Here is a 23006-nt window from a genome sequence, read left to right on the forward strand (position 1 = left end):
AGAAAGACATGCCTGACCACAATAGGTTATCTGGCTTTAAACAGTTATTGTCTATGCGTTTTATAAAAAGATCCATTCCAATCATCGTTTTACTCTTATTCATCTTTAGCGCTACTTTTGGGCAGGAGCAACAGCGTAAAGCGGATTCACTGGTAGCCAAGGCTATTCCCCTGGGAGAGCACGGCATGTCCGTTTTGGTGGCTCAACGTGACAAAGTGCTTTACTCCCGTCAGGCAGGATATGCAGTAGTCAACGAGCAACAAAAAGTAGATGAAGGAACTATTTTCAGAATAGGTTCGGTTTCAAAACAATTTACCGCATCGGCCATCCTAAAGTTGGTGGAAATGGGTAAAATGAACCTGAAAGATCCGTTGAACAAGTACATTCTTGATTTTCCGGGGGGTGAAAAAGTGACCATACACCACTTATTAACACATACCAGCGGGATCAAGAGTTATACAAATGAGTCCAACTTCCTCGAGCGTGTTACCACATCCATAGAAAAAGAAAAGTTGGTAGATGAAATTAAGTCATTGGGCTATGATTTTGAACCTGGTGAAGAATGGAAGTACAATAACTCCGCTTATTTCATCTTAGGGTATCTGGTGGAAACGGTTTCTGAAATGAGTTATGAAAAATTCCTGATCAAGCACTTTTTCAAGCCGGCTGAGATGAAAAATACCGGTGTTTATTCAAATTCTAAAAAATACAAAAACGAAGCGTTGGGCTACAGCATGCAAAAAGGGGGTATCAAAGACGCTCTTGATTGGGATATGACCTGGGCAGGCGGTGCGGGCAACCTGTACAGTACGGCGGATGATCTTCTTAAATGGAATAAAGCGCTATTTGGTGGCCAGATACTAAACAAAGAAAACATCTCAAAAGCACATACCAAAGTTAAGCTAAATGATGGCGCGGACTACCCTTACGGATATGGGTGGGGATTAAACAAATACAGAGGGCAGGAAAGGATAGGACATAGTGGAGGCTTGAATGGTTTTCTTTCTTACCTGGCATACTACCCGGAAATAGACGCTACAGTGATCGTGCTGTCTAACTGCTCACCGGCAAAAAACCTGGTCCCTGCCAGCTTTGCAGAGAAGCTGACGGATATATTCTTTCACGAAGACCTGGAAACGAATAAAGAGATCACCTTAGATGCCTCCGATCTTGAAAAATATGTAGGCCGTTATGAGTACCCGGGAAGTACTATCATGAACGTCACGCTGGACGACGGCCATCTTTTTGCCCGGTTGACCGGGCAAAATGGCTATGAAATATTTCCTAAAGGGGAGCACGTTTTCTTTTGGAAAGTTGTTAATGCTGAGATTACCTTTCTGCTGGACGGGGATGAAGTAGTAAGTGCAATGCACAAGCAAAGCGGTCACGAGTTCAAAGCTGCTAAATTGGAAAGCAAACAACCGATCACACTTTCTGCCGATGCTTTTAGCAAGTATGCAGGAGAATATGATCTGGTGGGTAAACCTGTGAAAGTATGGGCTGACAATGGGTTATTTTATACGCAAATAGAAGGTCAGCCGGCATTCCAGATAGTGCCCGAGACAGAGGAGAAATTTTTTATGACCGATATGGCTGTAGAAATAGAATTTGAAATAACTGATGGCATAACTTCAGGATTGGTCATACATCAGGCAGGTAAAAAAATAACAGCAAGTAAAATCAATTGAAATGAATCATAAAAGTCTTAAGGACATTGACAGTAAAGAACTACTCCCCGGTTTTCATGGCAAATTCATTCATTCGGAGAATATGACATTTGCCTATTGGGATATACAAGCAGGCTCAGCACTACCGGAACATCACCATGAGCATGAGCAAGTGGCTAACATTTTAGAAGGGGAGTTTGAATTTATCATAAACGGAGAAATAACACGATGTAAAACCGGTGACGTAGTGGTGCTTCCATCCAATACGCCACATGCCGGCAAAGCCCTTACGTATTGCCGTATCCTGGATGTTTTTAACCCGGTAAGAGAAGACTATCAATAATAAAATAAAAGATCGCGACGATTCTAAACCGTGGCGTTTCCATTTTTCCGAGAAGTGGTGAGCGCTATTTCTTGAGTGGTATAGTAAGGCCAAACATTATAACCTCTTCCACCATCTCTATGGCGAAACCAGCGGAATTTTTTATTGTAGTTATTATCAATAATCCATAGAAACTATTAAATAGGATGAGTAAAGGGAAAGAATTAAAGCGTGAAGAAAAAAATAATCGACTTGCCATATTTGAAGGAGCAGAGATTAGAAAAGTCTATTTTGACCATGATTGGTATTATGTAATTGAAGATATAATAAAAGCATTAACAGACTCGAAAGACCCAAAAGGATATATCAAAGATATGCGGAGAAGGGATAAAGAGTTATCTAAAGGGTGGGGGCAAATTGCCACCCCCCTTCCTATTGAAACCAAAGGAGGCAAGCAACTCATTAATTGTGCAAATAATGAGGGTGTATTAAGACTCGTTCAAACAGTACCTTCCAAAAAAGCTGAACCTTTTAAAAGATGGTTGGCGAAAATTGGAGCCGAGAGAATCGAAGAGATCGAACAACCCGCCAAGGCAATAGAACGAGCTAAAGGTTATTATTTACAAAAGGGATATTCTCCTGATTGGGTACAGACCAGAATTGCCGGTATTGACACAAGAGTAACATTCACAGATAAATTGAAAGAAAGTGGTATCAAAGAAGGCTTCCAATATGCTGTTTTGACAAATGAAATGTACGAATCCTGGTCTGGTTTTACAGCAGCTCAATACAAAGAACACAAGGGTATAAGCAAGAAGGATAGTTTGAGAGATAACATGACTCCAATGGAGTTGGCTACAACCCTATTCAGTGAAACAGCAGCAAAAGAGTTGATAGAAAAGTCAGGCGCAAAGGGATTTATTCAAACCAAAAATCAGATACATATCGCAGGAAATATTACGAAAGAAGCTTTAACTAAACTTGAAAAAGAAACAGGTAAAAAAGTAGTGACGCATGAAAATATGAAGTCTCTTAACAGTGTTAAAGTACAAAAAGAGCTTGCCCAAAGTAAGTCAGATAACGCCGAAGCCCCGGATGAAGAATAATGGGATTTTAATCAAAAACTTATCAAGCCAATAAGACATAACCCTAAAGACAAGGATAAATAATATGGTGGTTCATACTTCTTTAGATCAGATTAGTGCTCTAAGCGGTATTTAACCTGTTGGACAAAGATGAAGAAACATTCCTATTGAGACTGTAAACTAAACTCTGTCTAAATGGGTTTGGTGTATATATGATAAATATCATAAAATTTCATATAAATAGATCGGGACACCTATATTTGTCGCAAAATGAATGTAGTCAGACATAGTATCATTGCACTGTTAGTGTTCAGTATGCTTAGCAGCTCCCTGATGATACCATTGGTATATCTCGATTTTGAGATAAGACGAGACTACATTGCTGAAGTATTGTGTGTCAAAAAAGATGAACCCATCACCGTGTGTGGGGGCCAGTGCTTTCTCAATAACCAGCTGGAGCAGGCAAGGCAGCAACAGGAAAGTAACGATGAAAAGACTACACACAGATACACCGTAGATCTTTATTCATACCATGATCCATTGCCTGCAATTTCTAATAAAAGTATTCCTTTTAGCGCTTCATTTTTTACTGTGAATGAAGAGCTATATCTCAATCTGTTTGTGAACCGGATCTTTCACCCCCCTCAGGCTTAACTAAGCGCCCCACTACTTTTTTTTAACACTCAAGCCTTATTTCGTTGCCATCAACGCAGTTATAGGCATGGGTTTTTATTCACCGATGAACAGTATTGATAATGAAATTTTATAATCTTTTTTTCTTACCCCTATTTTTATTCGCCCTGATCAGTTGCGATAGCGATGATGATGCAACCCTTTCCGGCGAACCTGGCACAGTAGCCTTAAAATTTGATAATATAGCGCCCAGCAGCACTTCTGATGACAATGTAAACCTTGTCCTGCTAGAGCCTGGTTCTACTACCTTCGCCTATAGAAATGATATGGACCAGGAGTTTAACGTTACCGTTCTGAAATACCTGATCTCAGAAGTTAAATTAACAGGACCTAATGGGGAAGAATTTATCAACCCCATGGAGATCACCGCTGACGATGCAAAAGGGTATTATCTTGTTGACCAAAAGAACTTGCTCACCAGTGGAAGGTTTTCGCTCAGTGATGTGCCCGCAGGCACTTACGATCAGATATCTTTTACGGTAGGCGTAGAAGAAGAAGGGGTGGCTGAAGGCGCTGCCGGAGGGGTACTGTCTCAGGGCAATGGGGCCCGTGACGCGGATATGTTCTGGAACTGGAATGTAGGCTACCAGGCGATAAGAATGGAAGGGTTTGCCCCTGCATCTCCTGCTGACGGAGAGCAGGTAGCGGCGTTTGGAGAAAGCGTCAATGAAACGGATGTGGACGGTTTTGCTTTTCACGTCGGTGGCTGGGCTAACCCTAATAACAACCGGGAGGTGACCATTGAGATAGATCCGATCACGGTAGCGGCCAATACGGCTCCTGAGATCCATCTGGTGTTTGATGTATCAGAGTTTTTAGGGGGTATCAATGACATTGATTTTTCCAAGACATTCAATGTACATAGTCCCACGTCAGCAGAGCCATTGGCTAATAACGCTGCCAGGGCTTTCAAATTTGATCATATCCATAACTGATCACCGGTTATTCTTTAAAATCATAAGATAAAAGAATGAACTTTATTGAAAGGTTCTTAGCAGCCATAGTTTGCGCCGTTGTTCTGGCGGCATGCCATGACGACACAGGCTTAGCTCCTAATGAAGCGTTTGAGTTTAAGGTTCCGGAAAATTTTCCGGAGCCCACCTACACGTTTAAAAACAATCCGGTATCCAGGGAAGGTTTTGAATTGGGAAAAAAACTCTTTTTCGACCCGGTACTTTCCCGTGATCAGACCATTGCTTGCAGCAGCTGCCATGCACAGTCCGTCGCTTTTGCCGATCCGCAACACAGGCTCAGTATTGGTATTGAAGACCGCATTGGTAAACGTAACGCTCCACAGATCGCCAACCTGGCTTTCCAGTCCTCATTCTTTTGGGATGGAGGGGTTACACATGTTGATTTCATACCGGTAAATGCCATTGAAAATGAGCTGGAAATGGATAACGATATCTCGGTGATCTTAGCGCGCTTAAGGGCCGATGAAGATTATAAAGATCGTTTCGAAGCCGTATTCGGTGGTGATACGATTAACTCAGGCCGGTTATTACATACCCTTTCCCAGTTTATGGTGATGCTGGTATCTGCTGATTCCAGGTATGACAAACACGTTCGTAACGAAGGTGAAACCCTGACGAAAGAAGAACTGGAAGGTAGAGTGATCTTTGAAAATAAGTGCAGCAACTGCCATTCAGGAACACTTTTTACCAACGGGGGTTTTGCTAATAACGGACTGGAAAGTGATTTCAGCAGGGATACCGGCAGAGCAATTATCACTGAACGGACTGATGACATCGGAAAGTTTAAAATACCGAGCTTAAGAAATGTAGCGCTTACCAGCCCGTATATGCATGACGGCCGTTTTGAAACACTTGAGGAAGTGCTGGAGCATTATTCAGATGGTGTGGTAGACTCACCTACGTTAGCCTCGGAGCTTCGGAAAGACGATGGTTTTGGCATTGCACTAAGCGATGTAGAGCAACAAAAGATCATTGCTTTTTTGAATACGCTTACGGATAACGAATTCATCATAGACGAACGATTCAGGAGAAATAACTAGACTATGCATAAAATGAAAAATATATTACTATTGAGCATAGGGCTAGTAATATTAGCACCAAAAGCCTATGGCTGTGATGTCTGCGGATGTAAGCTGGGTGGGTATTCCATGGGTATACTGCCCCAGTTTGACAATCATTTCATAGGCCTACGCTATAGCCATGCCAGTTTTAACGCCTATATTGACAACCGGCTGACGGAAGATGAATTTTCTAACGATACCTACCGGAGAATAGACCTGATAGGCAGGTACAGCCTGTCTTCCAAGGTGCAGCTCAGCTTTATGTTGCCCTTTATCAGTAATGACATGGATGGTAATGTGCAATCCGTGGAATCTCAGGGCATCGGTGACCCGATGGTGTTAATAAACTATAACCTGTGGAATAACGCAGATAATCCGGGTTCACTTTGGAACCATTCCTTGTTGGTAGGCGGAGGCATAAAACTTCCTTTTGGTGATGATGACAAGTTAGATAATGATGAACTCATTAATCGCAACTTTCAACTGGGAACCGGAAGTGTGGATTATGTATTCTCACTGAACTATGCTGTGCGCAGACAAAACATAGGCCTGAACCTGGAGTCTGCTTATCAGATCAATGGTACCAATGATGTAGATTATACCTTCGGCAACCAGTTTAACGCCAGCTTATATACTTTTTACTGGTGGCAAAGGCCAAATTTTGTGCTGTTACCGTATTTGGGAGGCTATTTCGAAAAAGCCCAAAAGCATTACGATGGTGATATTGAACAAGTCAATACAGGTGGCAAAGCGCTTTTTGCTACCACAGGCCTTCAACTGATGGTAGGGCGGTTTATGCTGGACGCCAGGTACCAGGCACCACTGTATCAACAATTCAACGCAGAAGAAATTGTGTCTATTGAATCTGACGACCGCTACACAGTCGGGGTGAATTTTAGCATCGGGAAAAGGAAAAAATCAAACCGGAAGAATATAGATAAGCTTTACAACTGATCGATAAGGAATTCTCATGCTATGAATGGACCCATGAACAACCCAAAAAGGATACTTTCTGTTGTCCTGGTCATTTTATTAATGACCAATGCCTTGCTGGTGCCATTCATCTACCTTGATTTTAATTTGAGAAAAGATTTCATCGCGCGTGTACTTTGCCGGAAAAAAGAGGAGCCTATTACCGTTTGTGGGGGCTCTTGTTACCTGAAAGAGCAACTCAGGAAAGTAACGGAACCACAGGGTACAGAAACAAACCGACATAAGTCGACGCCGGAAACATTCTTCTACTATGAAAAAATAACCCCCATTAAGTATTCCACACACCTATTTTCTTACCTCTTTCACCGACAAAAGCACCATCACTCCTATTATACTTCTCATTTTTTATCTGCTATATTCCGGCCTCCCCGCAGCTATTTTTTCTGCTAGCCGAACTACCACCCCGGACCATAACCAATCGCCCGGCTTCAGAAGGTAGAAAACACACTTTATTCACATGATCTGAAACCACAAAATGAACAGACTATACAGGATGGTAGTTGGACTTCTTTGTTTCATTACCTTATCCCAAGCTCAAAATGTCACCGGAAAAGTGACGGAAAACAATGGTGAGCGTATCGCCAATGCTACGATTGCCGTATTGAATACAAACCACGGAACAGCTACGGACGAAGAGGGTAATTTTCAATTAACCCTTCCCCCCGGTGCTTATACCCTTTCCGTAAGCGCTATAGGGTATGCTTCGGCCATAGAGCCTATTGTCGTGGACACCAGTAACACGGTCGTAAACATTCCATTGGAAGAAAGCTCTACCACGTTGGACGAGGTAGTGGTAAGCGCGCAACGTACTGAGCAGAACATTATTAAAACCCCGGTATCTGTAACATCACTTTCTTCCCGAAAGATAGAAGATACCCGGATCTGGGAGTTGGAAGATTTAAATGCACTGGTGCCCAATTATTACTATGGGGAAATCGGCGTTGGATTTCAACAAATTCAGAGCATACGCGGTATCTCAGTGTTCAGCGAAAATCCTGCGATAGCTACCTATATCGATGGAGTGAACCAACTCGATATTTTAGCGAACGGATTTCAGTTGACGGATATAGAAAGCATTGAGGTACTACGAGGGCCGCAAGGCACCCTTTTCGGAAGAAACGCCATGGGTGGGGTGATCAACATTGTGACCAAAAAGCCTACCAATAAGACGTCAGCCCATGTACAGGTGAGTGCTGGTAACCTGGGACTTCAGCGTTATGCCTTTGGTGTGAAGGCGCCGCTGCTGAAGAATAAACTTTATGTTGGGCTGACCGGACTTTATCAGTCACATGAAGGCTTTTTAAGGAATGATACTACCGGTACCGTGGATATACAGCCTGGTGCACAAGGGGCTAGGGTGGGTGACGAAACATCGTATTACGGTAATCTGCATTTGAAATGGTTAGTCAATGACCGCTTTGATGCAGCTTTAAACGTTAAAGCACAGCTAGACGATTCTGATGCCAGTAATTTCTTCATTTACCAGGCGAACGACAGCCTGGCAAAAGCGAATCCTGATCAGGTACGGTTGGGTAGGGTGGGTGAGCACAGGAGGGATGTGGTGAACACCGCCCTTTCTATGAATTATTATACACCGGATGTTACGTTATCTTCTACAAGTACCTATCAGATGATAGGGTTATCGTACGATAACATTTATGAGGCTAATCCCGGGTTCGGAGGTACATTTTATGCCTCTCATAAAGACGGTGACTTCGGGGTACGGTCCGAACCGCAAAAGGTCTTCACACAGGAGTTAAAGATCACCTCAGCAAATGAAAAAACCGGACTCAACTACACGGGTGGTGTTTTTTATTTTAATCAAACGGCTTTTGAACCCACTACGAACATCGGGATCAACTATGGCCCGCTGGTAGGGCCTGTTTTCGTTCCCGGATATACCGCTGATACCTACGTGGTTTTTAAAAACAATGGTGAAAATTATGGTTTTGCCGCTTTTGGCCAGTTGTCTAATGACATCACGGACCGGCTGACCCTTACGGCAGGTTTTCGCTATGATTATGAAAAAAGGGAGAATACCTTCAATGGATTTGGAGACCTGATCTACCAGGGAGGGGAAGAAATAGAATTCAAACAGGACACCTCTTTAAGTGTTGACTTCAGCGCCTTTTCTCCAAAGGTGGCCTTATCATTCAAGCCCAGTAAGACGTCCAATGCCTACTTTAGCTATACAAGAGGCTTTCGGGCAGGAGGGATCAACACCCAGCGCATTCAGGACGTTGACCTGACTTTTGACCCGGAATATTCGGATAATGTGGAAGTGGGATACAAAGGAAATTTTCTGCAAAACCGATTGTTCTTCGCCTCCACAGCCTACTACATCCATTGGGATGATATCCAGTTTTTTAACCAGGTGTCCCCTAACGTATTTTTAACGGACAACGTAGGCAGCGCTATTTCTTACGGACTGGAACTGGAAATGTCAGCCATTCCGCTGAAAAACTTACAGTTTGATGCCGCCTACGGGGTAAATGAATCCGAGTATCAGGATTTTACACTAAACTCAGGCGGAGAAACAGTACAGTTAGAAGGAAACAGACTGGCCAACACACCGACCTCTACCCTCTTTTTGGGAATGCAATATGACGTTCCTCTGTTTTTTGACATAAACTTAATGGGGCGCTTAGAGCTGCGGCGAACGGGTGAGTTGTTTTCCGATAGGGAGAATGACCTTGTCATTGACCCATATCATCTCGTCAATACCAAATGGGGGATTTCGTACCGCAACCAACTGGACGTGTCCTTTTGGGTAAGAAACCTGGACAACCAACGCTACATTGCTTATGCCTCCCCCAGCACTATCGGGGGTAATCGAAATTCACTGAGCTCTGCGCCGAGGACTTACGGAATTACATTTACCGCAAAATTTTAACCACTCAGAAACTTTCTTAAAATGAAAAATTTAAAATACTCCCATTATTTTCTATGGACCACCCTAGCGATAACAGGCACATTGAGCTGCAAGCCTCCCCAAACGGAGGAAACAGGCCCTGCAAATACCACAAAAAAAGAAGCTACAGGAGCGATAGAGATCACGCCGGAAAATCATGATGATAAGATGAGCAGTGTTTTGGGTACGCCAAAACATAACATCCGGTCCATTGGCATTTTAGTCTACGACGGTGTCAATATCCTTGATGTTATGGGTCCGCGATATGTATTGGGTCAGGTCATGGGCGCTAAAACGGAATTGATAGCTGTCAATCCAGGGAACATCAAAACGGTGATGGGCGTGGAGCTGGTACCTAACACCGTTATGGATTCGGTAGATCAGTTAGACATACTGGTGGTCCCCGGAGGTTTTAAAGGGACCCTACTTGGCGCTTACGACAGTAGAATACATCAATGGATCAAAAAGATAGATCAGACGTCAACCTATACCACGTCCGTCTGTACTGGCGGTTGGATATTAGGCGCCGCAGGCTTGCTCAAAGGCCGAAAAGCGACTACTAACTGGTACCAGGCAGAAGAAATGTTAAAAAGATATGGGGCCACTTTCGTTAAGGAACGCTACGTAAATGACGGTAAGTACTGGACTTCGGCCGGGGTTACGGCAGGTATGGATATGTCGCTGGCCATATTAAATGATCTGTATGGCGAGAACTATACCCAGGCCGTGATGCTGGACATGGAGTACGATCCGGCACCACCTATCAAAGGCGGCAGCCCTGAAAAGACTGTCCCGGAGGTATACCAGATGATGGAAGCGATGTACGCTATGGGGATAGTGCCATTGCTGGATAGCTTGGATGGGGTGATTGGGAAGTGACCGTATGCCCAATGACATCAATGTACTGAGCACGTAGCTAAGGTCTATTGCTACTTGACTCTCTTCGGGTTCTTGTAAGGGGCTTGAGGAGGGGGTTACTTTCTATTTGAGTTCGGGATGCTCAAACTCGCATTAGAAATACTAAATCTTAAAAGAAAATGGGAGCGCATTACACTTTGCTAAATGCGCTCCAGAAGGAAGACGAAAAAGTAGCGATGCCGGAGAAGCTTTTGGGGGTAAAAAGTAAGTCTGAATTTATTTTACCTGATTGCAGCAACCTTTGTACGTAATTCCGTCAACTTATGGATGTTAGTGTTTATTGACATCCATTAACTTTTCGATCAGTTGAGCTGGGTTTTGCCTGTTGTCCCAGATAAGCAAGAGTTTAAGACATGCCGTATAATTCCGATAAAACAGACAGACGGATTTGTGAATTAGCAGTTGACGAAATTCACTGTTCTTGAAAGCCGGAGCAGATCAGGGTTCTTTTGAATCCGGGATATTCGATAATCCCGCTGATTAAGGAATTGGTCGGTTACTTGTTCATTCCAAAGTTCAGTGATGAAATCCGAGGTTTGTTGTAATGATTTTCTGGCTGTTGGGGTCCAGATGACTTTCTTCATTATCTATTCAGAATGTCTCTTGAATTAGTATGTTCAACGCAGTCATCCGGACTTTCAGAATCTGAAATCTTGAGCAGTTCGACTATTTCCCTGGGGAGGTCATCAAGTGAAGCCTTTCGGAAACCTTCCATTTGATCTATTACCGTTTCATCATCCAGGTTTGTGATCCAGTTAATGAGGGAGATCTTTCTCTGTTCAATTGACATATATGAAAGTTAATAATTTTGCGTCCGGAAGTCAATTAATACCAAGTTTCCATATCAAAGCGCTGTAATTTGGACCCGGTTAACTTTGTTCGCACTGGTGGTAGGTTATGCGCAGCGTTCCTACCACCAGTTCATTGGACAGATTATGACGAACCCCCTTTGGTTTTTAGTTGTCGCTAATCAATAGCTTCCCCGCTTCGAGCATCCTGGCGTTGACAAATACTTTGTACCAATACATGCCCTGAGGCAGGTCACTGCGATATAAAATGATTTCTCGTGTTCCTTCTAAATGCCTTACTTCGTTGCCCAGGGCATCAAAAAGTAATACCTGTAGTCTTTCATCAGTTTCGATGGCACTATTCAAACGGAAGGTGGTAAAAGAAGAGAAGGGATTAGGGTGGACCGTCATCTGCACCATAATGTTTTCATAGGATACCGCAATAGTCTTGGAGTATTCAAAAGCACCATCAAAATCTGTTTGTTTAAGACGATAGTAAGATACTCCATGAACAGGGAACTGATCTGTGTACGTATAGTTTAAAAGTTGGCTACTATTACCCGCACCCTGCACAACTTCCAATGCCTGGAAGTTACTGGCATCCATACTTCTTTCAAGGGTAAAAAAGTCATTGAAAAGTTCAGTGGCCGTTACCCATTTCAATTCAACACTGTTTTTATCCGATGCCACTTTGGCCTCAAAGCTTACCAGTTCCACAGGCAGGGGAGCAATGCTGACGGTAACCGTTTGTAATTGCTCTATCGAGCATGTAATAGGGTCAGTGTCGGTGCCCAGTACATTAAAAGTTGTAGTAGAAGTTAAACTCCCTGTGGGCAGTAATATTGTGCCACCGGTACCAACTACGGCTGAGCCAATAGTTGAATCATCAGCATCATTTCTTAGCTGATAGCTCACGTTTACTTCAGAGTTAGCAACTTCTATCGTAGTAGATCCTCCTGAACCTAAATTATCGTTGGTACTGGTTATACCACGGTCATTAAACGGATTGGGATAAACCGTAATGGCTGCTGTATTGGCGTTTAGCCCTGAGCATGAGGTGTCAGGGATCTTTTTAGCTTCTATCTGGAGTGTCTCGGAACCAGTGAGTGTAAATGAGTTAAACGTAATAGACCCACCGGTGCCCAGCAAGGATGAACTGCGGTCCGTGGTATTACTGTTATCTCTTAAGGTATAGATGACACTGGTCTCAGAATTTGTGAGTTGTACCTGGGCAGATGTGCTTGCACATATCTCATTGGTAAGAACGTTCACCGTCCGGTCGGTTAATGGAGCTGTACAAGATACCGTGACCGTATTGGAAACTGCACTTTCTGTATTTCCTGCTTCCGTGGCAGTAGCGGCAAGTGTACCGCCTGCATACAAGTCAAAATTAGCGGCGCTGAGTCCACTCAAAGTCCAGTTGCCTCCTGATACTGAAGTCGTACCCAGAGATATTCCATCGATATAAGTGGTAATAACTGTCCCGTCAGCAGAGGCAGATGTTCCTGTTACTGAGGTTCCGCCTTCACTGTACGATCCGGAAATCACCGGCGCGGTACTATTGGCCAGAACGGTGACCGGCGAAGAGAGTAAGCTGGTACTTTTACCGGTAGTGGTAGCGGTGGCGGTAACTACTTCTCCGGTATTCAATGTTGGTACGGTTATAGTCCAGTTTCCATTGGCATCCACGGTGCCAGTGTTTTGCGAGGCACCATCCACAAATACTTCTATTATTGTTCCTGAATCTTCTGAGCTGGTACCTGAAACACTTGTTGACCCATTAGGAATGGGGCTTGTCACGGATGGAGTACCGGACTGTTCAGTGACAGAGCGACTGGCTGCCCCTGATATACAACTTCCTGAACTGAATGCCCTTACCTCAATCAGGCTGCCCAGACTGAGGGATAAGGTCGAAAAGGTCCAGTTTCCTGATGTAGCGGTAGTAGTGCTTTGTTGGAAGCCATCGATATACAGGTAAATCGTGGCATCTGTTGTGGCCGTACCGGCGATACTGGATGTGCTTGTTTCTATAGGATTTGTCGAAATAACAGGAGTTGCCTCCGTGCCTGATACCCCTGACCCTCCACCATTCAGGCATATATCCGAACTTCCGTCATCCGCAAATTGCGGAGTAGATTCACATTTGCCAGTCTCCACAGCGGTGATCCAATAGCTGCCTGCCAGGCATTGTAAACCTCCTGCGGAACAGCCTCCGCTGGCACTGCAATTATAGAGGAAAGTTGGATTGGCAGGATTACCTGCGTCGTAATCTATCGTAGTGGTCAGGCTGGTTACTAATCCTCCATTATTGTAAATATTAATGGTAGTACCCGATAAAGCGTCGACTACATAGCCTTCAATACCCTTACGCGAAAAACAGATTATTGTAGGCTGAGTGCTGCATACACTTCCTACGATTACCTCGTCGGCATTTAAAGATTCCGATTCACTGATAACGGTGGCGGTGGCGGTAAGAACGTCATTCACCACTAAAGCAGGCAGGCCCGACAGTGTCCACCCTCCTCCTGATACGGTGGTCGTGCCCACGGACATATTATTAACAAAAACTTCAATAATAGTACCGTCAGCTTCTACAGATGTACCGCTAACACTGGTATCACCTCCGTTTACTGGTCCGGTAATGGCAGGTGTTTCGCTACGGATGGGAGGGAAGCCGCCGTTAATATCTATAGGTGAAGTAGGTACCTGTCCCAGAATGATCTCTTCCCAAATATTTTCCAGGTTTCCTCCAAAGGCATTGTTATCAACACCTCCCACATCAGAAACACCCCCTGTAATGCCGCTTTGTGTACTGATGACCGTATTGGATGCTGCGCGTATGGCGGTAGAAGTGGATATACTTGGGAAGAAGGTTGTTATCGTAGCAAAAGGGATATAGAAGTCATAAAAATAATCAGGATCAGAACAGGTAGTTGAAAAGGCAACAGACTTTTGAGCATAATCATCATAGGCCAATGTGGTCTGCAAAGTGGGGCTTGTGCTTCCATCTACATCATATAACCTGACTCCAAAATTAGTCACTAACTGGATCTCAATTTCAAACCCGGGGTTACCGACCACATAGTTAGGATCTGCCTGGGAGCCGCTGCTGCCAAATCGATTGTCCGTATCAATAAGGACACTGTAGCCTTTCGAATTGGGGCCAAACCCCCCTAGTCTGAATCGAAAAAGCCAGTTATCAGCTCCATCCAGGAAAAAAGCAGAGGAGTATTTTGTACCATCGTCCGCAAAATCGGTAAAACCACAACCCGGCCCGGTTGCTACATCGTTGCCAGGTTCAACAGATGGTACGGTTAATGGCTGGAATGGAATTTCGCTCTCACTGTTATCATTTACACTAAAGCCACCATTACCAGTTGATACATAACCATCGCCGTTAGGATCCATAACGGCCGCTCCGGCTACACTGGCCGGGTCAACGATGAGCCCCGGGGTCTGGCCGAAACAGGAAGCGATTCCAAAAAGCAACAAGACAAGACTAAGCAGACAATTCTTTTTCATTCCTTTCAGATTCATTTATAGTAAACTTTAGAATGAACAGACACTATATGTATGAAAGGAGCTGGTCAATTCATTTTTGCCGGGGGAACATGTATGGCAAACCGTTAGGTTCTTTTAGGGTTAAAACATGGCCCAAATAAAATTGTTTAAATAAAATATTATTATTATAAATTAAAATATATATAGAATATACTAAAATTATTTATATTAAAACAATCTATCACCTTATTATTTCAGAAACGGAATACAGGAGTATTAATGACGATACTATTTTGAATAGGTGAAACTACATACATAGTTTATTGAACAATTAGTTTTGTTATTTCCATGCCTGACCTAAGCAGGTATATTCCGGGAATTATAAATCCTGTAAGTTCAACTTTAACCTGCTTATGGTCCATTCTTATTTTTTTGATCAATTGTCCTGTTGAATCATACAAGTACATTAGTTCTCCTTCTGACCAATTGTGTTTCAATATATTGAAATGATCGCCTTGAATCGGATTAGGAGAAACCCGAAAGCTGTTTGGTAACAAAGAGACGGTCGAGATCACATCAAAATATTCGAAGGTTCCGTCCCTGTCAACTGCCTTTAACCTATAATAAGACCGGCCGCTACCAGTTTCAGGGTATGACCAGGAATACTTTACAGTGTGATGACTATTGCCGGCGGCAGGATGATACCCCAGAGAATCAAAATCTACTCCATTTACGGATCGCTCAATAATAAAATAGTCTGAGTTTACCTCAGTAACTGTGCCCCATTCAATTTCAATCAACGATGAACCTCTGTTATAGTCAGCGGTAAAATATAGAAGCTCTACAGGCAATATAGTGTTTTCACACCCCTGAAAACTATTGGTCCCATCGGTGACAGTGCCCGGATTAGAACAAGTACCCCCAATGGAGATATTGCCTGTCAACCCGACATTAAGAACGGCACCTACCCCGGATCCTTCACCATTGGTAAAGTTTCCATCGATGGTCAGGTTTCCAAGTATGGAAACATCACTGCTGTTATTTTTATTTAGAAAGTCCTGATCAACTTTGGAAGTACTCCCCAAATTAACAACCACAACAGAATTATTATCGAACGTCAGGTTTCCGGTTACAGTAAGTATTGCAGGAGAGTTTACCGTGATTGAACCAGTATTAACCGTAAAATCCCCAATAATAACGATGTCATGATTAATGATTAGGTCATCATTCTGACTAGGAGTACAGCTACAATCCGAACCTCCATTAACACTTGACCATGTGCCATCCGCCCGGCTGTATAATGTTGCTCCAAAGATTGAATTATGGTAAAAAAGCAGGCAAAATAAAAGAAAAAGAATATGCCGCATCTCTGACAGGTTTTCAGACTATGTACGATATTAAAATTAATCTATGGTTTAACCCGATGTTATCGCTGAGTTGTAGCAAAAGTTCGGTGGATCGCAAAACTTTAAGGAGGGAAGGAAACGTGTCGATAACTCAGCGTATGAATGCGGCCCCCCTATCACGCTGGTCGTAGGATATCCTCAATGCTGTCAACTTAAGGTTTTATAAAGCTTTTTTCTTAGGCATATGAAACTTTCTGGCTGATCGTCTCTTCTTGAATCTTGGGAATTTTCTATGGGGTACAATCGCGGTTTTACTACTTTTTATCTGCTTTTTAAGTTGCTCTAATTTAGCAGGGATATCTTTTTCGAGAAACAGGATGCTAATCACTTGATTTCTAAGTATTCCAGTAGCTGTCTTCCGGTTAATCTGATAGGTGTATTTATTCTTTTTGTCTGTCTGCTGTTCTTGAAGTTCTTCTTCTGCCTCGTTAATAAGCATATTGACCAAGTTACTGCCCAATAGGCAGGCATGGAAGTCCTGTAAAACGCCTTCGACTGTTTTAGCAGAAAAATTTTCCAGTTCCATACTATCCTTGAGATAATCGTAATAGGTCTCTACACCCCAGCGCAGCGCATACAACTCATTTAATTCATCATGACTGGCCTGTTCCATATTGGTGAGCAGGTATTCATACCGGCCTGCTGATAATTTAATCCGAACGATCCTGACCGTTAAAGGTTCTTTAAAGCGACTACCCCGTTTTTCCCCTTTCTTGGTATACCATAGAGTAGGGTTAAGAAGGATCAAAGCTTCTTGCTTGTCTGAGTGAACAAATTCAGTAACCGGTTTACAAAAATCCTTCTTACAACGAATTAAAAAGAAATCCCCGTTACGCGCCATCATTGTACACAAGTCATGGGAGGGATACCCTCTGTCCATCAAATAAAGGGATTTGTCCAGAGTATCACTTTGGGAAGATATGTGTTCATATTGCTCACGAAACAGATCGGTTTCGCTTTTCTCCAAGCTGGCTAATCGTCCGCTAACCACGACTCGATTGTATACATCATAGACTAAAGAGGCGCGTCCCATGGGCATGCCTTTTGCCGTCTTATTCTTCCATTGTCCGAAATGTGTGATGAGCTGTTTAGCAGCAGGAAGTTGACACAGACTGCCATCGACAGCCAAAAGCCTGAATTTATTTTGGTAGGACCTGTATAAAGTACTTTCATAGAAAGCTGTTACATAGAACGCATTGAGTTCAATAAAAGCCGTATGCTTCAGCTTTTTGCGTGCTTTACTGAAGGCTTGCTTGGTGCAGGTTCGCTCTGGGGTGACGCTGTTGAGAAAGGTAAAGATTTCAACGCTGATCCCCTTAACAAGGCGATTAATTAACATCGTGGCTAGTTGTGTGAAACCCAAGATCCTTTGCCGTTTAAAGTGGTGTGGAGCGTTAATATGTTTTTGTTGAAAAGAGCTGTCATTACGTTTAATCTTGAGTTCAGAAAAAAATAGAAGATAACGTACTCATAACCTTAAGAAGGGTAGATAGAATCATTAAAAACCGAAAGTTAAAACAATTCCTTAAGTTGACACCATTGAGGATATCCTACGACCAGCGTGATTAACATCAATAAAATTAGATCGATCAGAAAGGATAAAACTATTATAATGAATGACTCTTTACAGGTTTTAGTATCTATACGCAATCGCTCGAAGTTAGCTGATCTTATTTCTCATCTGTCCTGACCTGGTTACCACACTCGTTAACCAATCAGTATCGCTTATTAAGTGAAAATACTCGTTCATGATTTATGACTGGTATTCCGGGGTGACTGCGCCTAGATTTACTTAATCGAAAGGATGATTAGGTTATATGAAACTTGAGTAATCACTTAATCTGTTCGTCAAGGAGGTTTTGGTAACAATTCAACTATATTATTATAATAGTACTTGTTACATGATCAAAGGCTCCATAGAATTTCTATAAGATTGGACAAAATTAATTTCAACAACTAACCCGTAAAAATTATGAAAAATTTGTCAATGAAGATTGTAATGGCTTCCTTTTTGATATTCACTTTAATGAGTTCAATAAAGGCCCAAACATGTACTGGAAACGTTGGAATAAGCGGCCCCGTCGGAATGCCTCCCGGCACGCAGGCTACCTACTTAATAAATTGTTTCCCACCTTCTTATTCAATTAACGTTATGTGGACGGTTCAGGGAGGAACTTTTTCAAATGGTTCAACTACCATTATAAAATCTGGTTATGGATCACATCAAGTCGAAGTGACATGGTCTTCTGTTTGTGAAGAGTACAAAAATGCTAATGTATCCTATGTTGCATACGACTCCTGGCCTCCTATATACCCTGAATACTATGGATCAATAGGTGTTGGTAACCAAGTATCTTGTGGGTCTTGGAACTAAGCTAACCCTAATTTATACATCATCTATTTGTTCTCATTGTAATTAACCGGAAGAAGTAGTTGATTCAAATAAGTAAGCCGTAAGAGTTGATACCAATTCTTACGGCTTACTTATTTGAATCGGTGTTGATGTATAGTGTATCGAGCCTGTTGCTTCCTCTCAGCAGAATTGACCGACCTTCGTTCTTTTAAGTCTTCCGTAGGAAGGTTTAGAAGTAAATAATGAATTCGAGTGTCTCTGACACGGCACAATAGGATTCATTATGAAGTTCTGCTAAAGAGGATCCGTTGGGGGTTCATCATGCGTTCAGTGAGTTATCGTTAGGGCAGCAGCATTGCACTATCACTGCGTAGGGTCGAAGTACTGAAAAAGGGTGATGGTATGGTACAAAGGGCGCTTGTACTTTACAAATGCCGGTTGTATTTTACCAGTGCAATGCCCTGAATGTATAAAATCTTAATAACTTTAAGTCTATGGAAAGTACTACGACACCCCGACCAAAACACCTGGGCAGAAACATCCGTCGCGTTCGTGAGATCCTGGGTGTGAAGCAAGACACTGTGGCAGAAAAGCTAGGTGTAACCCAACAAACCGTTTCCAATATTGAGAGCAACGAAGCGGTGGAAAGTGAAACCATTGAAAAGATCGCTGGTATTCTCGGCGTAAACCCTGAAGCGATCAAGAGTTTTAATGAAGAGAGCGTTGTTTACAATATCCAAAATAATCATGAAGGCGCTACTTTAAACACCAGCCCGAATTACCAACAAAATAATAATTGCACCTTCAACCCCATCGATAAATGGGTAGAGGCCATGGAAAAAAATGAAAAGCTGTATGAAGCCCTGTTGAAAAGTGAGCGTGAGAAGGTGGCGATGCTGGAGAAGGTTTTGGAAGGGAGGGAGTAGTTTTTTTAACTGGTTTCTGTCTGTAAACCTTCCGGTAGTCGATTAAGCGTAGCGTTCCTACATTTTCAATTTGATCCTCATTGCAAAAAAGACCAGTTGTGGTTCTGTAAAGTTTCCTATGTTTATTCCAATACATTCTAAACCTTTTTATACCCACCGGGCGGACGCTCTAAGCCAATAGTAGTACGACCAGCGTGATAGATTACCCTGTCGGATCCTACTACCTCGTCTTACAGGGTGGTAAGCAGCCGGTAGTGAAAAAGCTGATGATCTGTTGAAAGTGAAAAGTAAACGTATAAGATTTACTGTTATGTAAATGAATGGATGCCTGCAAGGTTTAAAGTTTTACAACGATAAGCCTTGCAGGCTTTGTTAAATTGTATAATAATTATAAAAAACTTATATGACTTACCAAAGTATATAATGCATACTATATATTACAGTCATGAAGTCTAATAGGCAAACCCGACATTCCATATTTGATATCATATATCCCATATCCCTTGCCATCCTACTCTTTTTCTTTGTGGGGAACACGCTATTTGCTCAAGTGAGTAATTATTCTTTCGAAAATAGTAATAAACCTATAGCCAATTTCAATGAAAAATTTTCATTGATAAAGACTAGAGACGTTTTTGATCCAACAAAGCAAGGAGCTATTGTAATAAACAATAGTATGGAGGAGGACACCACTTTTGTGACAGGAGTGGGTTTTCCTATTGGTTTTGATTTTCAATATGACGGGCAGTACTTTGATCGTTTTGCGGCTTCTACTAATGGCTATATTAAATTAGGTAAATCCGATGAAACATTTACTATTAAACAGGATACACTCACGGGAGCTGTATTTGATGCGGATTACGCAACTGAAAGACAAAATAGTATTGTCGCGTTTCAAACGGATGTGAGCACACAAATACCTTTTGGGTTCGCTTTAAACCATGTAGCAGGCCAAGGTTTTCCCGGAGAGAAAAAAACAACTATTGACTGGTCTTTTTCTTACAGTGCTGGTTTTTATGAAGATTACCCTTCTGGTAGTGGCATCAGACGGTTTTTTACCCAACTTGTTTTATCTCAACAAAATGGACAAATCGACATTACCTATGCGGTAGGTTCTCCTTTTGCTTCCCATATCAATAAAGTGGCTGTGGGCCTGCGGGGCTCTCAACTAAATAACAACCCTGAAAATCTACACTCACGTAGTGTAACGGAGGGAGTTAATAACTGGACTACTTCTGAAAAAAGTACTGATCCTGATGCAGTAATGGATTTCAATCGTGACTTAATTGCCCTTTCCCGCTCCGGTGATCCTGATTCCCGCACTTTCAGTTTTACTCCTCCTTTCGATAGCTCCGCTTTACCAGAAAATCCTGTAGCCTACTTTCGGGTACCGGATTATTATCCCGATGCAGAATTCGGTGTTGATCCAATAGATGATTTTGCTGAATACTATATCCTGGCCGATGGGTCGGACAACATTAGCCGTAATCCTGCGCTGGGCTGGTCACAGGCCAGCCAGTTGGACAATACCTATGATGTATACCTGAGTACGGATAACCCACCGCTAGACCTGCTGGTATCAGGCAGAACCGCACAACGCTGGCTGGACTTACCCGAAATGGCACCGGGCACTACTTACTATTTGGGAATAGTAGCCCATAACAAAAACGGTACTACCCCTATGGGCATCACCTCTTTTACCACCCAGGATGGACTGGAGTATTGTAGCAATTCTTCGTTTGGCGGTATAGGCATTATTAAATCAGTAGAATTCAATACACTCAACTACCAGACTTCCTCCGCAATTGAGGATATAGTAGAGTTCCCTTTGGAAGTCCCCTTTACCACTACCGTAAGACGCGGGCAGACTTACACCTTCAGGTATGTGGAATCTACCTCTAATACAGTCAATGGTAGTTGTTGGGCATTTATAGACTACAATCAGAATGGGCTGCTAAGCGAGACCAATTCCAGTACTGATGAAGAAATGACTCTGGTAGGATCTACCACACCAGGTATTACTCTCGAAAAACAGATCACCATTCCATTAAATGCCAAACTAGGCAATACCCGAATGAGGGTTAAGGTCATTGGCACAAATATAGGCGGCAACAACCCTTATGACCCTTGCATCGGCAACGGACTTAGACAGGACTACACTATCACCATTGCCCCGTCATTGAGCTGTGTAGGCTTTACCATGGCTCCTCAAGCACAGCCACTTTCTTGCTTTGAAGGTGCAGATGGAAGCATTGACTTGCAACTTGAAGGAGGTAGGGAGCCTTATACTATAAACTGGCAGAAAGATGGTGCAGCTTACCCTGGCACATCCACTATACTTAGTAACCTGGAGCGGGGTACTTACCGTGCTTTTGTTACTGATGATGCTGGCTGCGACATGCAAACTTCTTTGATAGCAGTAACACAACCTGCTGCGCTGCAGCTGAACGATACCACAATCGTATCTTTATTATGTGCCGATGCTTCTAATGGAAGCATTGAATTAACTGTAGGAGGTGGTACTGAACCATACAGCTATTTGTGGAGCAATGGACAAACCACTGCCACAGCTACCAACCTGACAGCGGGAAGTTATACCGTTACTATTACGGATGCCAAAGGTTGCAGCATTGTTCCAAAGGCGTTTAGCACCATTGCACCGCAGACAATGATTATAGAAAACCAGGAAGTAAATCCTATAAGTTGTAAAGAGGCAGAGGATGGAAGCATCTCCTTAACTATTGCTGGCGGCACTGAGCCTTATACGTATACATGGAGTAATGGACAAACCACACCTGCTATAACAGGGCTAACCGCAGGGCAATACATCGTAGAGGTTACTGATGGTAATGGTTGCACGCTCACACCGGAAGCGTTTAACATCTCTATACCGGAAGCCTTAACCGCTGAGATAATTATTGATGATACGGGGGCGAGTACTAATTTAGTTGTTCTGGCAACAGGAGGTGTTTCGCCTTATGTCATTGTATGGTCTAATCAGCACAACGAAGCAGTATTAGAAAATGTGGAGACCGGAAATTATGCGGTTACCATCACTGATAACAGGGGTTGTACCCTCATTATTGATGATATTATAGTAGAAGCTGAAGTGGTTACCGGAATAGGCAGCCCGGAACTTTCTCCTATTACTTTTTATCCCAATCCTGTGGATGAGATGTTGACTGTAATTTTACCTGATGGTGAAAACCGACAGTTGTCATTGATCAATAGCCAGGGTCAAACCCTTTGGCAAGAAAAGGTCTCAGGCAGTGAAACGGTGATTGATGGAATGGATTACCCTGCAGGAACCTACTACCTGATAGTACAGGGAGGTAAAGAGCCGGTGGTGAAAAGGCTGATGATTCGTTAAAAGTACATATGTATTAAAAACTAATGTTCAGATTCATG

The 23006-nt window shown here is 42.8% G+C and carries 18 protein-coding genes; 13 read left to right on the forward strand and 5 right to left on the reverse strand.

Annotation, left to right across the window (positions count from 1 at the left end; translation table 11 throughout):
- The first annotated feature begins 53 nt into the window (after positions 1-53).
- From FNH22_RS13115 to FNH22_RS13160, 10 genes are all read left to right on the forward strand, one after another.
- On the forward strand, positions 54-1688 hold the full coding sequence (locus FNH22_RS13115) for a serine hydrolase (RefSeq protein ID WP_185154215.1): 1635 nt from the start codon (positions 54-56) through the stop codon (positions 1686-1688).
- A gap of 1 nt (position 1689) precedes the next feature.
- Positions 1690-2010 carry a cupin domain-containing protein gene (locus FNH22_RS13120; protein ID WP_143398846.1) on the forward strand — a complete coding sequence of 107 codons (321 nt, stop codon included), beginning with the start codon at positions 1690-1692 and terminating at the stop codon, positions 2008-2010.
- 185 nt (positions 2011-2195) lie between these two features.
- Positions 2196-3095, forward strand: a complete 900-nt coding sequence (locus tag FNH22_RS13125; RefSeq protein WP_143398847.1) for a Bro-N domain-containing protein — start codon at positions 2196-2198, stop codon at positions 3093-3095.
- Between the two features lie 249 nt (positions 3096-3344).
- Positions 3345-3728: a hypothetical protein gene (locus FNH22_RS13130; RefSeq protein WP_143398848.1), complete on the forward strand. Its 384-nt coding sequence runs from the start codon at positions 3345-3347 to the stop codon at positions 3726-3728.
- Positions 3729-3829: 101 nt separating this feature from the next.
- Positions 3830-4702, forward strand: coding sequence for an MbnP family protein (locus FNH22_RS13135; protein WP_143398849.1), 873 nt, complete (start codon positions 3830-3832; stop codon positions 4700-4702).
- A 35-nt stretch (positions 4703-4737) separates the two neighbouring features.
- Positions 4738-5781 (forward strand): cytochrome-c peroxidase, encoded by a 1044-nt coding sequence (locus FNH22_RS13140; RefSeq protein WP_143398850.1) that lies wholly within the window; start codon positions 4738-4740, stop codon positions 5779-5781.
- 12 nt (positions 5782-5793) lie between these two features.
- Positions 5794-6756: a transporter gene (locus tag FNH22_RS13145; RefSeq protein ID WP_143398851.1), complete on the forward strand. Its 963-nt coding sequence runs from the start codon at positions 5794-5796 to the stop codon at positions 6754-6756.
- 33 nt (positions 6757-6789) lie between these two features.
- Positions 6790-7185: a hypothetical protein gene (locus FNH22_RS13150; protein ID WP_143398852.1), complete on the forward strand. Its 396-nt coding sequence runs from the start codon at positions 6790-6792 to the stop codon at positions 7183-7185.
- A gap of 85 nt (positions 7186-7270) precedes the next feature.
- Positions 7271-9688 (forward strand): TonB-dependent receptor, encoded by a 2418-nt coding sequence (locus FNH22_RS13155; protein WP_143398853.1) that lies wholly within the window; start codon positions 7271-7273, stop codon positions 9686-9688.
- A 21-nt stretch (positions 9689-9709) separates the two neighbouring features.
- A complete protein-coding gene (locus tag FNH22_RS13160) occupies positions 9710-10585 on the forward strand; it encodes a DJ-1/PfpI family protein (protein WP_143398854.1) in 876 nt (291 codons plus the stop codon).
- Positions 10586-11019: 434 nt separating this feature from the next.
- On the opposite strand, the gene FNH22_RS13165 is transcribed toward FNH22_RS13160, so the two are convergent.
- The 5 genes from FNH22_RS13165 to FNH22_RS13185 all read right to left on the reverse strand — a co-directional run bounded on the left by FNH22_RS13165 (position 11020) and on the right by FNH22_RS13185 (position 17754).
- The gene (locus FNH22_RS13165; protein ID WP_143398855.1) at positions 11020-11208 is read right to left on the reverse strand and encodes a type II toxin-antitoxin system RelE/ParE family toxin; all 189 of its coding nucleotides are present in this window, start codon (positions 11206-11208) and stop codon (positions 11020-11022) included.
- Complete coding sequence (locus tag FNH22_RS13170) at positions 11208-11414, reverse strand: hypothetical protein (protein ID WP_143398856.1); 207 nt, start codon at positions 11412-11414, stop codon at positions 11208-11210. The genes FNH22_RS13165 and FNH22_RS13170 overlap by 1 nt, the downstream gene beginning before the upstream one ends.
- 166 nt (positions 11415-11580) lie before the next feature.
- On the reverse strand, positions 11581-14934 hold the full coding sequence (locus FNH22_RS13175) for a T9SS type A sorting domain-containing protein (RefSeq protein ID WP_143398857.1): 3354 nt from the start codon (positions 14932-14934) through the stop codon (positions 11581-11583).
- A gap of 299 nt (positions 14935-15233) precedes the next feature.
- A complete protein-coding gene (locus FNH22_RS13180) occupies positions 15234-16280 on the reverse strand; it encodes a T9SS type A sorting domain-containing protein (RefSeq protein WP_143398858.1) in 1047 nt (348 codons plus the stop codon).
- A gap of 199 nt (positions 16281-16479) precedes the next feature.
- Complete coding sequence (locus FNH22_RS13185; RefSeq protein WP_143398859.1) at positions 16480-17754, reverse strand: IS4 family transposase; 1275 nt, start codon at positions 17752-17754, stop codon at positions 16480-16482.
- A 537-nt stretch (positions 17755-18291) separates the two neighbouring features.
- Between FNH22_RS13185 and FNH22_RS13190 the strand changes: the two genes are divergently transcribed.
- From FNH22_RS13190 to FNH22_RS13200, 3 genes are all read left to right on the forward strand, one after another.
- Positions 18292-18693, forward strand: coding sequence for a hypothetical protein (locus FNH22_RS13190; protein WP_143398860.1), 402 nt, complete (start codon positions 18292-18294; stop codon positions 18691-18693).
- A 473-nt stretch (positions 18694-19166) separates the two neighbouring features.
- Positions 19167-19598 carry a helix-turn-helix domain-containing protein gene (locus tag FNH22_RS13195; protein WP_143398861.1) on the forward strand — a complete coding sequence of 144 codons (432 nt, stop codon included), beginning with the start codon at positions 19167-19169 and terminating at the stop codon, positions 19596-19598.
- Positions 19599-20043: 445 nt separating this feature from the next.
- Positions 20044-22968 (forward strand): T9SS type A sorting domain-containing protein, encoded by a 2925-nt coding sequence (locus FNH22_RS13200; RefSeq protein ID WP_143398862.1) that lies wholly within the window; start codon positions 20044-20046, stop codon positions 22966-22968.
- The last annotated feature ends 38 nt before the right edge of the window (positions 22969-23006 follow it).

Origin of the sequence: Fulvivirga sp. M361 (genome assembly GCF_007097395.1) — a bacterium.
Lineage (GTDB): Bacteria > Bacteroidota > Bacteroidia > Cytophagales > Cyclobacteriaceae > Fulvivirga.